The organism is Pseudobdellovibrionaceae bacterium (assembly GCA_020635075.1).
In the GTDB taxonomy this organism is placed as follows: Bacteria; Bdellovibrionota; Bdellovibrionia; order Bdellovibrionales; family UBA1609; genus JADZEO01.
This window is the reverse complement of record JACKAM010000001.1, coordinates 1,497,171-1,509,883: the sequence shown is the minus strand read 5'-3', so window position 1 is coordinate 1,509,883 and position 12,713 is coordinate 1,497,171. Positions and strand designations below refer to the sequence as shown.

Below are 12,713 nucleotides of genomic sequence, written 5' to 3'. Positions count from 1 at the left end.
GTACCAAAGGGAAAAAGGCCGGCAAGGCCTCTCGCTGACCGAGAGGCCTTTACCGACCGTGGGCATTGGTGTCGTCATCCGGATCATGGGACTGAGGGGGAGAAAGTCCCAGGGATTCGCTGACCTGGGTAACCCAGTGTTGGGGTTCGACCGAATCATAAGTTTTGGCGGAGTTTCGCCATTCACCGGATTGGATGAGAGCAATAATCAGTCTTTGGGTTTCAACATCAAAAGCAGGTAGGCACTGGCGGTAGTTGGCCCCTTTGTAGTAACGGCCGCCTTCCGCTGCCACACCGGATTGCCGCCACTTGCGGTAGTAAAGGCACTGGCAATCGGCGGTGAGAAGGTAGTGCCAACGTGCCCCTTCGCGCAGCACGCCCCGGGCACTCCAGCTGTCACCGTCGCTCACCCGTCGAGCGCAGGATCCGACCAGAGATCTCACTGCCGTGGCCACAAAATAGGAGCGGCAATTCTTAGAGGGGATCACATCAGGCTGGTGGGAGAACTCATCCAGTTCTTCTGACCGACTGAAAAAGTGCAGACATTGATTCATCACCGGATCGAAGCGCACCTGGTGATAGGAGCTGGGGGCAAATAGGCCACTTTGGTGCCCTTCCTTTTTCAGGTAGTAATCACCACCCTCAGTCATGTTGAATTCCTGCTGAAGACTGGAGCCTTGAGCAGAGTGGGCCACCAAGCTTAGCGCCGCTAAGCCTAACATAAGGATTTGACTTGTTTTCATTTTTTACTCCCGCGTTCGCAGCATCATCGGTCACCCCCGGATGAGCGTTCCCAATCCCAGGAGTTGTCTCGACTCCGGGAAGGTCTCTTTGGTGATTGAGGTTTTATGTAAGGAAGGGCCGCCCCCTCTGGGGATCCGCCTGTCACTTCATGAACCCGATTGAGGATTTCCAAGGATCGGCGTTCGACCTTATCCAAGTAATTTGCCGCATCCCATTCAATACGGATCACGTTGTTTCGATACTCCTGTTGAAAGATACCGTTCTCACCAGCCCGAGGGGCAAGAGTTGGCAGGCGGTGGGCGGCCATCTTTTGTTTGAACTCATCGGTGCAGATCTCGTTGACGTAGTCCTCGGGTTTTTCAGCCGGGAAGCCCTGACGAGGAGTGACCTTTTGCAGATAATCATTGTAGCTGCGCAGGTTCTCCATAAACCAGGGATAGGAAGAAGCCATCACCGGGGCGACAATGCCGCGGTTAGTGGCCAAATGCCCTTGCATTTTGATTTCCCCACGCACAAAGCGGATCTTTTCCAGAGCGGTGTGGGCACTCACGAGCCACCTGCCCTTGGCGCAAGAGAAACTAAAAAGGGCCAAATAGAGATCATCCGGATCCCCGAGGAGAAAAAAGTAGGAATTGCTGGCACTGTCTTGTTCAGAGGCCCGTTGTTTGCTGCCAAAGGGATCGCTGAAGTTAATGCAGAGGCCGATGCATCTGTTTCTCGCCGATGCTCCCGTTCCCACTCCGATGTTCATCAAGTGAGGCTCCACCCGAATCCATCCTTCGGAGAGGTCAAATTTCACCACAGCAGCGATGCCAAAGCCCCATGCCTGATGGGGCAAAAGCAAACTGGTGAGAATGAAAGAAAGGGCTGCAAGAGTTCTCATCACGGGCGCTTCCTGTCTTGGAACCAGCGCTCGGCTTCTTCATCAATGGCGCGCAGAAAGATCTCCTGGCGCTTCTTGTTCAGCGACAAATAGAATTCGTAGTTGCGTTCCAAGTTGGCAGTCAAAAAATCAATTCGCAGGTTAAGAACTTCAATCCACTTCATCTTCTCCTGAAGTCCCATACCTTTCTCAGCACCCTTGAAGACGCCACGAAGAGCTCTTTCCTGATTGGAGGGAAAGGGCATGGGGACAATCCCCATCGAGCCCACCATGTCGGCATAGGCGTTGCCCATTTCGGAAAAGGCTTTGCGGGCCTCATCCACCATGGGTCGACGTTCAGCCAATGTGGCCTTGAGGTCACTTTCGTCTTCGGAAAGCTCGCCCTTGAGACGGGTCTTTTCAGTTTCGATGGCATCAAAGATATGAGTGGGCAAGAAGTCTTCCACTCGGGTGGTGCGCTCGACCTGGTCAAATAGAGAAGCCGAGCTGATATCCAATTGGCGAACCAGGTTGTTCATAAAAGTCGCATCGTAAGTACGACCTGAGACATTGTAATGGTTTTCGCCAATGCCCATCACTCGCAAGTACTCGTGGTAGATGGTTCCAAGGGCAATGCGAACATTTTCCAATTCACCTCGAAAGCGAGCTTCATTCACTTTGATCATGCCGAACTCGAAATCGGTGCGGACCAGTTCAGTGGCTCGGTCAGGTGGAAATCCCTTTTCAATCAGAGCCCGTTTGACTTCATCAGGAAGCATGTAAACAGCCGTGACCTCATCACCGTGGCGGTCATAGACGGGCTCCTGGACCATCACCACTTTGGTGCGATCCACCGCCTGCAAAAAGCTTCCCGGGTTGATGCGGTCACGGACCTGGATTTGGCGCTCTTCGTAAGGCTCCATTAACATTTCCCGATGGAGGCGATAGGCCAAATGGCTGAAGGCAAGGGCGTAACCGTTACCGCCTGAACCTGTCCAATTGCCGGGGAGGTAAGTCTGATCCTTAATCGCCTTTTCCTTACCCTTGGTTTTAAACAGATAGGCCATGTTTTCTGCCTGACTCAGCGATGGAATCAGGGTGGTCATCACCAGTAACAGGGCCAGACTCAGGTTTTTCATCGGACGCTCCTTGCGCTACGTTCCAGACTTAAATTGACGTATCGCATTAATATCCAAATTGGCGTTCACTGTAAATAAATTTATTGGAAAATTTTCCCAAAAAAGTTTATTATTAAGAAACTTTTGAAGGCTCTTTGATGATCTTTGAATTCGATAATTACCGAGAATTTTTAAGGGCTTGGGTGCGTGAGCAACGGTCCCGCGGCCAGCCGGTGACCTTTCAAGCATTGGCCCAACAGGTGGGCATCCAAAAATCCTACTTCTCCAAGGTCCTCAATGGCGAAGCCGACCTGAGCAGCGACCAGGTCTTCCTGTTGGCTTCGAGCCTGGGTCTGAGCGAAGACGAGGCCCACTATTTAGAACTTTTGGTCGAACTGCAGAGAACCGGATTGGCTGATCGCAAGGACTTCTTGAGGCGCAAAGTCCAACAGATGCAGAAGCAGTTTTTGTTGAGCAGCTCTCACCTGAGTAAGTCTTTTTCCTCGGCGGAAGGGCTTGAGGATTACTATTTGAATCCACTACTTCAAGTTCTTCACATCGGAGCCACCCTGGAAGATGGGGAGAGTCCGCCCACCACCACTCGCCTGTCAAAGAGCATGGGTTTGGCCCCCGAACTCACTAAAGAGCTGATCGAGAGATTGGAAGAGTTGGGTGTTCTGCAAAAGGACAGAGAAAAGGGTTGGGTCAATCAAATGCCCGGTATTCATCTAAAGCGTGAGCATCCATTGACCAAGCTCAACCATTACTTGATGCGGGCGATGAGCCTTTTTCAGATCATGCGCCGGCCCTGGAACGAATCCTACACCCTGTCTGTGACCTTTTCTGCTGATGATCAGGCCGAGGAATCCATTCAAAAAGAGTTCCAGTATTTCTTGAAGAAAGTGGAAGGGATTGTCTCTCAGTCCAAAAACCAAAAGGCCTACCAAATAAATTTCGACCTCTACCCATGGAGCTAGATTTAACCAGATTAACCTGGAAACCCACCCCCAACCGTGCTAGCCAACACAGCTCAACCGGAGGGGGATTTATGACGACACTTGTCAATTGGTGTTTGGCTCTCGTATTGTCCGTTGTGGTTTTGGGCTGTGGAGGCGGCGGAAAATCAGGCGGCGGAGGCGGCGGCCCCCAAGGTCCAAAAACTCCTGAAGAGGCTTTGGCCAAACTTACTCCCGAAGATCGTCAGACATTCGAAAACTGGAAGCTGCAAGTCCTCAAAAGTTGCGATGCCACTCAGGCCTTCAATGGCCGTTCGGGTAGCGACATTCATGATATGGGAATTGATCCGGCCGCGTTGTTACATAAGAATTCATTGTCCATGGTGGTGAAGGGGCCTCAAGGCGAGATGGCCTTTTTGGGAAGAACGACGGGATACTCGGGAGAGTCCCAATCCAAGTTTGAATACACGGTTACGGTCAATGGCGACAGCTACACGGTTCAAGCAGAAGCCAAACGTAATGGTTCCAATTGCCAGGTGTTTCTCTTTGGCCAAAAAGTCTACGAATCAGTGATCGCACGTACGATGAATGTCGATAGCTACTGGCAGCCGGGCACCCAGGCGAAAAGCAGCATTGGTCGCGTGAGCCTTAAAGAGTATCGCGGCTCTGAGTTTGCTGAACTTAAAGGACATCGCTTTTTTGAACCACTTCATGACCTGCAGATGGCCCTTCAGGAGTCCTTGCCGATGATTGCTGGCCAACTGGGTTTAAGCCGTGAAGAAGCAGAAAAGTATTTTCGCCTGGCTACAGAACCGGGGATTGAAAGTGTGCGCATGATTGGCTGGCACAACTCCCTGTGGATGAACTCCGAGTATCCTCAATTAGTGGCTCCCACAGAAATGTTAGTGGAGCTGGTACGTGGCGCCAGTGGCAACTTTGCCCTTGAGTGGCACCGGCGGGCGCCGCGTGTTCAGTATGGTTCAGTGGTCAACACGAGCGATTCGGGCTCGTACAAGTGGGTGGCCAAGTTCCGCATTTCGTCTTTAGAGAACCAGCCGGAGCAAATGAATTTTGCTCTTGAGAGCGTTGCTTACCAAGGCTTGGTGGCCTTCGAGAATTCATCGGCCAGTCACTGCTTTCAAGAGCGGGTGGAGACTTTGAGTCGCCTGGATGATTCCACGGCCCGCCGCGATCGGGTGGTACCTTCGGTCGATGAGGCTCTTACTCCCTGTCGGGCCTTGGCTCAAGATTTGGATCAGGTGGTGCGGGAGAACGGCCGCCTTAAAGAAGTGCTTGCCACTGCCTTGGCCTTTGTTGTCCCTTCCCGTTATGCCGATTATGCCGGCTGGAATGAGGTGTTGACCGAGTACGCCCTCAAGGTCATGCGCTCGGGTCTGCACATCCAGGGCGAACTGGATCCTAGTGGCAGAGTTCCCGTCATTCAGGATGTGGCTCTAAACCTGGAGTACTTGCGGGCTGAATTAACCAAGGTATCCGGCCTGCAGAGCGCTCTTAGCGAGACTGTTTACCACATGGGCTTGTCATGGGCCTACACGGGCGAAAACGTCTCCCCCGTTCATATTACCCGTATCCTCATGGCCTTGGAGCGAGTTGTAGACGTCTTTCCGCAGTCTGTAGAGTCTGCCCTGTGGGCTTTGGCTCGTGAGCCCCGAAGCCATGAAGAAGAACTGGTTTTTGCCGAGCAGATGTCAGTTGAGTATAAAGCTGAGGCCCTGAACACTCTCAATGTGGCCCGGGCTCTAGATTATCCTGAGTGGGAGCGGGAAACTCACAATCAAATTCTGCAGAAGCGTCCCAGTCTATCTGAACTCAGACAATGGGGAGATCGTTTTCGAAATCTCCAGCACCAATTTCAAGCCTATCCTTTGTTAGTCAGTCAACGTGGCGCTTTGGTGGGAATGGTTCTGCAGTGGCTTAAAACCGGTGAAGCTGATGAACAGCAGATCAATTGGGTCCTGGCTGGCCTCAATAACTCAGTCGACCCTTTTCAAAAGAGTACTGAAAGATTGATTCAAGATCTTAAGAGATCTTTTGTGCAAAACCGCGATGCTGTGGCCTTCGCGCATAGCCTGACGGCTGAGTATAAGGATCTTGCTCGCGCCATTCTCGCTCACTCCCAGGCCATTGGCATGGAGAGGGTGGGCACCGAACTTTTTGAGTCGGTCCTTCAGGATCGTCTACCGATCGAAAGACTCCGTGAGATGGCCGACACCATGGCGGGGGCTTCCGAGTTCTCCACTCGCGAAAAGAACCGCACCGGTGGTGACAAGGACTTCTACAATGACAGGTACCTCAAAGATCTGGTGAAACGAGCAGTTAAAGAAGGATGGTCTCGTCAGGACTTTGTGACCCTCGAACAAATCACTGAACTGGGTCGTCTCCAGTCTTCCTGTGATTCCGACACCTTTTACAAAGGAGCCAGTTCGGTGGCTTTTTGCATTGGTGGGGATCGCTTTAGTCGTCGTGAAGGCCGCTACCTGGACCCCAGGTATGGTCATGTCTACGGTGCTCTCGCCCTGGATTTTTTGACTTATATGCACCGATTAAAGCCTGAGTTTGATTACTCCTCCGTCCGCGGGGATTTAATGAGTGCCTTTTTTAGTTCCTTTGATATGCTTTGGGGCAAGTGTGAACTGTCGGTGATTCAGTCTCGGCGGGCTCATTTGGCCCAGCAGATGGGTCAGTATTTGCGCGAGACCGATACCTTTAAGAAATGGGAGTGGGAAAAGGCCATCCGAGAGACTCTCGACAATTGTCGCTAGTCTGCCTTTTTTGAGCTCACTCAGCATGGAGGCAAGAAGTGAGGAATTGGCGTAATGCTCTTGTGTTGTTGATCTGCTCTCTGATTTGTTTGTCGGCTCAGGCGAAAAAAGGGGGCAGTTCAGGTCGAGGTGATGATGTCCTCGGACTTTACGTCACCAACAACGACCCCATCCCCGGACAAGTGGGGGCAGGTTTGGGGATCACTCTGGCGCCATTTTTGCGACTCAATGGCGGCGTGAGTTATGCTGACAATTCCAGCGACAACCCCAACGTCGACACCGGTTTTGCCGATCAAATGGTGGCCGCCATGTTTTGGATCATGGCAGCCGGCCTTATTGACTACGATGACATCGTGGAGTTTGTCAGCGAGAACAAATCTGAAACCACAATTCCTTTCACCAAGCGCAAGGTGACCACTAAATCCGCCTCCCTCGATTGGATCATCGTTCCGGGTTGGCAAGTTTCTCCCGTGATTGGTGCCGGCTGGTCTCAATATCGGTCGGAAAATTCTTTTAAGGATTTGGAGGAAAAGAAGGACATTGCCTATTACAAGTTTGGCTTTGATTGGCACCATCCCAGCGGTTTTTATTTTGCCTTTGGGGTAAATCATAGTCCGGATTTACCGAAGCCCATCCAAACCATTGGCTATGCGCGACTCGGCTACTTCCTTTTCTGAGAGCGCTGAATAGGGCCTGTCTCCGGCGTTGAACGGGTCCTCATTTGGTACCAAATGAAGGAGTTCGGTCCGTCAGTTTGCCGCAGTCGGACGCATATTCGGAACCTGGCACCTAAACTTATTGAATCAGGTGGGGGTGGGGAGTAGGGTTTTTGATCAATGGCCCATGCGTTTATTCATCTCACTAATAATTTTGTTCCCAATGCCGATGTTCGTTTGCGATTGGCTATTGTCGGTGCGCCTGGGTCGGGTAAGTCCACCCTGGCGGCGGGTCTTCTTTATTTTAGTAAGTTGTTTTTCTTTCGTACCGATGCCGTGCCAGAGGTGGCGAAGTGGCATTACTATAAGGGATCTGATTTTAAAGCACCTGATTTTGAGATCAAAAAGTTTTGGGAACAGAAAGAACTGGAAGAAATTTATCCAGACGAGTTGAATATTCTGATTTGTGAAGCTCCGCTTATTATGAGCGCCATTTATTCCAGTTACTATCTTGGTGACGACAGCCCGGTGGCTCAGGAGTTGTTCCAGCTGGCCGACAAACACAAGGACCGCTACACTCATTATATTCTTTCACGAAAACTGGTGCGCTTTGAAGAATTTGGGCGCAACGAAAGCCAGGAGCAGGCTGATAGCCTCCATCATAAAACCGTTGAAACTCTGGAACGTCTGGGCCTCAACTACATCGTTGTGAATCGTTACGACGACCATATCCCTTTGCAGATTTTGTCCATGGTGGGAGCTGTCTCACCCGAAAGGGAGGTCGAGAAAGGCAAGGGGCTTGCCTTTGAGGCCCCGCACCTAGATGTCTAACGAGAGTGGCCGTTCAAACCGTCGCTTAATCCCGAATACAGTGATTCTTGTTTTTGCCATTTTGTGTCTTACTCCGCTTTTCACCACTCGGCATATTTGGCCCTTTGGAAATTTCGAGATGTTTGCTCACAAGTGGGAGCCGGGAGTTCTCAAATACCTCTTATTGTATGATGTCAGTGCAGAAGGGGTGGAGAGTGAGTGGGGGATAGTCGACTATCGGCCCTTTCATGGTTATTTGATGAACTTGGTGCTCGCTAGAGTGGAAAAAGAAGGGGGCACCGATGGTTTGAGTATGGCGCTCAGCCAATTGTCTGTCAGGAGACGGGCAAGAGGGCGGGCCCAGACCTCCGTGGCTACTCGTCTCTATCGTGTGCGCCATCAAATATCGAACGAGATGGACCGGCCATCACAGAAAGCTCGGGAGCTGATCCTGGAGGTTCCGCTGAAATGAAAAAGTGGGATCAATTTTGGTTTAAAGCAGGAAGTGCCGAACAACTGGGCCTTATTCGCATTGCCGTGTTTTTGGGGGTGTTGTGGAATTTTGCCTATGTGAAGCCGGAAGGGATGGCTGCTTGGGTACCGCCCATTTGGGCCCCTCAGTTGCAGTTTGCCTGGTTGGGAATGAATTCATGGTCGCTGGAGGTTTGGAATACCATTGACCTGGTGTGGAAGGTCAGTCTTTTTCTCGCGGGTATAGGATTGTGGTACCGATGGACCTCAGTGGTGGCGGCAGTGCTGGGACTGGTGGTCTTAAGTTTGCGTGAGAGTATGGGAGTCGAGATGTACTCCAGCACCCTCCCGGCGATTTTTCCTCTGATTCTCATGACGGCGCCGGCTGCCGATCGCTTCTCGTTTCGGTGGAGAGGCTCCCCGGATCGTGAATCCTGGGACTATCATTGGCCTGTGCAACTCCTGCGCTTTGTTTTTGTCATGTCTTTTTTTGCCGCCGGAGTTGCCAAACTGCGCCTGGCCGGCTGGAGTTGGTGGTCAGAAGATCAGATTGTGGCGAAGATTCTGATCCAGAAGTATTGGAAGATGTACGGTAGCCCAGCCCTGTCCCTTGAGACAGTACTCGAATACAAAGCACTTTGGGGATTAGGCGCACTGGGTGTCATGATCATTCAATTGACGGCCCCCCTGGGACTGATTTGGCGGCGATTCACGCCGGTCACGGTGATCGGGCTTTTTGCCTTTCAGTTGCTGCTGATTCCTTTTTTTGGCTGGACCTTTTACGGGTTTCTGCCCCTTTACATGATTTGGTTTCCCAGGTCGTGGGCAGAGATTCTTCGCAAGTGGCAGGTCAAAAGCAGCTCATTGCCGGCCCAGTAAAGCTCCCACCTTTGTCGAGTCAGAAAACGATCTGAAAATGCCGATATTTCCCTATGGATTCATACCATATGTCCGGTGAGGAAAATGGCAAAGAACGGTCGAGTAAAAACCAACTATAAGCAACTGTGGCAGGATGGAGTGGCGAAAGCCAAATACATCGCCCTTAGTCCCTGGCGGTTGTTTAAGTTTCTTTGTTTCTCAGTCGGTCTGACGGTGATCGTCCTGTTTTCTGGTGTTGGCACAGGAACTTACTTTTTCCTAGAGGGCATTCCCCACATTGAGAAATATGGGTTTGGGAAATACCAGGAAATAGCCACGCAAAAGGTTCTTAGGCGTCTGCCCAAGGGAAAGAAGGATTTGACCTGGGTGCCCTTTGAAAAAATCAACCGGGACCTGGCTTACGCCATTGTCATGAGCGAGGACGCCCAGTTCTTTGATCACGACGGCATCAACTACGATGCGATTCTGAGGGCTATGGCACAAAACTGGAAGAACAAAAAAATTGTCAGTGGAGCCAGCACCATCACCCAGCAGGTGGTGAAAAATCTGTTTCTTCAGTCCAATCGTTCGCTGTTGCGCAAGGTGGAGGAGGCGATTCTGTCGGAGCGAATTGAATCGACGCTGCCCAAGAACAAGATCCTAGAGATTTATCTAAACATGGCAGAATTTGGTCCCAACATTTTCGGCATCCACGCAGCCAGCCAGTACTACTTTGGCAAACCCCCCAAAGAAATCGATGCCTATGAGGGAGCCGTGCTGGCCCTGATGCTCCCTTCTCCGCGCCGAAATCACCATCGGATCTACATCAAACAAAACCTCAGCGCCAAAAGAGTGCAAAAGATTAAGCGCATCCTTCGCTCCATGCTCTGGGCCGAGTTCATTTCCCCTGAAGAATACAAGAAGCACCTGAGGCGCAAAAACCCCTTCCCCAAGCGAGCCACCGCTTCTCAATAGACCAACTCAAAATGTACCGGATGTTTTTTCACAACACTCCTATTATTAAAGTGTTGCGTTAAAATCTAGTATTCACCCCGGAACCTATTGGTAATGCGGTATCCAATGAATTCATACCGGCAAATCCAGGTTGACCCAATGGCAAGGCGACAGGTAGCAGAGGCCTATGATGCGTTGGATATTGGCTCTATTGATGCTGGTTCTCATGGAGACTCCCGCTTGGGGAAGCCCTTTGGGAGTGGAACTACAAACCGGGGACGTGATCCTCTTGTCCTTGGATTGCTATGAGTGTCGGATGATCGAAGATGAAACCCAAACTCGGTTCTCCCACTCAGGTTTGGTCATCGTTGATAGCCGAGAACAGGTCTTTGTGGCCGAGGCCTTAGGTGATGTTCACCATGTGCCTCTAGCAGATTTTATTGCCCGCTCCTCACCGGGTAGACCTCCGGTGGTAATGAGACTACGGGAGCTGCAGAGCCTTCAGCCTACTCCCAGCGAATTGAAACGACGACAACAGGATCTTATCCGCCGCTATGTTAATCACTTTGTAGGCCTGCCATTTGATTCCGACTATCGGTGGAATAATTTTACATCCGATGGGGTGGAGCTTCTTTACTGCTCAGAATTTATCGTCAAGCTTCTCAACGAGATCCTGGAGAAGCCAATCCAAGCCAAGCCCATGTCGTTTAAGCGCAATTGGGAATACTGGCAGAAGCACTTTCCGCAAGGAGTCCCCGAGGGGCTACCCGGCTATTCCCCTGCCGATTTCTACCAGTCCCCTTTAATGATTCGGCTTTGAGTGTTTGCTTCGGAACAATCGATTGAGAGGTTTCCGGTTTTGAGGAGCTCAAGCTCATCCAAACCGGGGTAGGGTTCTTGGCAAAGCTGGGACTATCCTCTTCTTTCTGTTTTTTAACCACGAGTCCTCTTGGTGGTCTTTGGCGCCCAGCCTGAGTCGGCATGAGAAGTGCTAATTAAAACATCAGGGGCAATTTGGCCCCGGATAGGGGGTTGTGGTGAGTACAAATAGATTTGGATCAATGGCCGTCCTTCTTTTGGGCAGTTCGCTATGGTTTGCAGCCGGACCGAAGGCCAGCGCAGCGACGGTTTCGAAAGACACTCTGAGGGGTGCCTGCGAAAGAGCTGGCGGAGAGTTCAACGAGCTGGAAAATGGGGACTATGAATGCCTTCTTCCCGATGGGCGTCACGTCTACTGCGTAGGATTTCTCGAAATGTGTGAGTTCATCCAAGACGTGAAGCCGACACCTGAGGAGGTTCAGCCCATCCGAAGGCTGCCGGCACCGATTCGCAATGGCAACCGGGTATTGCGCGGTCCCTAATCAATGATCACTTGAGATAAGTATTGGTCGGCGGTATTTTGAGCTTACGAGGGATTGAAATGCCGACGATCACACAGTTGGAGTATTTGCTGGCGGTGGACAAGGAGCGCCACTTTGGCAAGGCGGCGCGAGAGTGCAATGTCTCCCAGCCATCTCTCTCCACTCAAATCCACAAGCTTGAAGAAGAGTTGGAGACGGTGATTTTTGACCGCTCCAAAAAACCCATCATCGCCACTGAAACTGGTAAAGAGATCATCGATCAGGCCAAGCTGGTGTTAAAAGAGCACCGCAAACTAGGCTCGATTGCCAGCCTCGGACAGAGGGAGCCCAAAGGGGAATTTCATTTGGCTGTGATTCCCACCCTTGCTCCTTATCTCATCCCCTTGTTTATTGGTGAGTTCTCTGAGGAAAATCCCAAGGTCAAGCTTAAGGTCAACGAGCACAAGACCGACGATATCATCAAGCTCCTCGTCAATGACGAAATCGACGCCGCTCTTTTGGTGACACCACTGGGTGATGATCGATTGATTGAGCGGCATCTCTATTTTGAGCCTTTTTATGCCTACATCTCCGAGGGGCACCGACTGGCCAAGAAAAAACAGATTTCGGAAAGCGACTTGGATGAAGAGGATCTATGGCTTTTAGAAGAAGGCCATTGTTTTCGCGATCAGGTTTTGAGGGTCTGTTCCCTCGACAAGAAGAACCGAGTCTTGCCTAATGTGGAATTCGAGAGTGGAAATCTGGAAACTCTGAAGAACCTGATAAAGAAAAACTCCGGGTACACGCTGTTGCCACAAATGGCTGTGGACGATTTGCCTAAAGATGAGGCAGGTCTCCATGTGAGAAGGTTTGTTAAACCCGTGCCCACCCGGGAAGTGAGTTTGGTGTATAGTCGGACCTTTCTCAAGGAAGCCATTATCGATGCCATGGAAAAGATGATCCTCAAGAACCTGCCTCGGAACATCCGCTCCTTAAAGAAGCAAGATGTTGAAATTATTGATATATAATGGAATTCCTTTAGATTTCGCCCTGTATTAAAAACTATCGACACGCGGCATTCCAATAGGTAAAAACTATTAGCCCATTGAGGCAAAGAATTGGAAAATTCTCTGTCGAAACCGTAAATTGGATATGTAACCAA

The 12,713-nt window shown here is 50.9% G+C and carries 13 protein-coding genes; 10 read left to right on the top strand and 3 right to left on the bottom strand.

Going from position 1 to position 12,713, the window contains the following annotated elements; translation table 11 throughout:
- Positions 1-49 precede the first annotated feature (49 nt).
- Genes H6624_06590 through H6624_06580 form a run of 3 tightly spaced genes read right to left on the bottom strand, consistent with a single transcriptional unit; the run spans position 50 to position 2,744 of the window.
- Positions 50-742, bottom strand: coding sequence for a hypothetical protein (locus H6624_06590; protein ID MCB9083992.1), 693 nt, complete (start codon positions 740-742; stop codon positions 50-52).
- 23 nt (positions 743-765) lie between these two features.
- Complete coding sequence (locus H6624_06585; protein MCB9083991.1) at positions 766-1,626, bottom strand: hypothetical protein; 861 nt, start codon at positions 1,624-1,626, stop codon at positions 766-768.
- Positions 1,626-2,744: a hypothetical protein gene (locus tag H6624_06580; GenBank protein ID MCB9083990.1), complete on the bottom strand. Its 1,119-nt coding sequence runs from the start codon at positions 2,742-2,744 to the stop codon at positions 1,626-1,628. Before H6624_06580 ends, H6624_06585 begins: the two co-directional genes overlap by 1 nt.
- A 137-nt stretch (positions 2,745-2,881) precedes the next feature.
- Here H6624_06580 and H6624_06575 point away from each other — a divergent pair, with 137 nt between their 5' ends.
- From H6624_06575 to H6624_06530, 10 genes are all read left to right on the top strand, one after another.
- The gene (locus H6624_06575) at positions 2,882-3,700 is read left to right on the top strand and encodes a TIGR02147 family protein (protein ID MCB9083989.1); all 819 of its coding nucleotides are present in this window, start codon (positions 2,882-2,884) and stop codon (positions 3,698-3,700) included.
- Between the two features lie 71 nt (positions 3,701-3,771).
- Positions 3,772-6,462 carry a hypothetical protein gene (locus H6624_06570; protein MCB9083988.1) on the top strand — a complete coding sequence of 897 codons (2,691 nt, stop codon included), beginning with the start codon at positions 3,772-3,774 and terminating at the stop codon, positions 6,460-6,462.
- A 38-nt stretch (positions 6,463-6,500) separates the two neighbouring features.
- Positions 6,501-7,139, top strand: coding sequence for a hypothetical protein (locus H6624_06565; GenBank protein MCB9083987.1), 639 nt, complete (start codon positions 6,501-6,503; stop codon positions 7,137-7,139).
- A gap of 159 nt (positions 7,140-7,298) precedes the next feature.
- Positions 7,299-7,949: an ATP-binding protein gene (locus tag H6624_06560; GenBank protein ID MCB9083986.1), complete on the top strand. Its 651-nt coding sequence runs from the start codon at positions 7,299-7,301 to the stop codon at positions 7,947-7,949.
- Positions 7,950-8,067: 118 nt separating this feature from the next.
- The gene (locus H6624_06555) at positions 8,068-8,400 is read left to right on the top strand and encodes a hypothetical protein (protein ID MCB9083985.1); all 333 of its coding nucleotides are present in this window, start codon (positions 8,068-8,070) and stop codon (positions 8,398-8,400) included.
- Positions 8,397-9,278 carry a hypothetical protein gene (locus H6624_06550; protein ID MCB9083984.1) on the top strand — a complete coding sequence of 294 codons (882 nt, stop codon included), beginning with the start codon at positions 8,397-8,399 and terminating at the stop codon, positions 9,276-9,278. The genes H6624_06555 and H6624_06550 overlap by 4 nt, the downstream gene beginning before the upstream one ends.
- Positions 9,279-9,362: 84 nt before the next feature.
- Positions 9,363-10,232 (top strand): transglycosylase domain-containing protein, encoded by an 870-nt coding sequence (locus tag H6624_06545; protein MCB9083983.1) that lies wholly within the window; start codon positions 9,363-9,365, stop codon positions 10,230-10,232.
- A gap of 166 nt (positions 10,233-10,398) precedes the next feature.
- A complete protein-coding gene (locus H6624_06540; GenBank protein ID MCB9083982.1) occupies positions 10,399-11,031 on the top strand; it encodes a hypothetical protein in 633 nt (210 codons plus the stop codon).
- Positions 11,032-11,248: 217 nt separating this feature from the next.
- On the top strand, positions 11,249-11,572 hold the full coding sequence (locus H6624_06535; protein MCB9083981.1) for a hypothetical protein: 324 nt from the start codon (positions 11,249-11,251) through the stop codon (positions 11,570-11,572).
- 59 nt (positions 11,573-11,631) lie between these two features.
- The gene (locus H6624_06530) at positions 11,632-12,579 is read left to right on the top strand and encodes a hydrogen peroxide-inducible genes activator (protein MCB9083980.1); all 948 of its coding nucleotides are present in this window, start codon (positions 11,632-11,634) and stop codon (positions 12,577-12,579) included.
- The last annotated feature ends 134 nt before the right edge of the window (positions 12,580-12,713 follow it).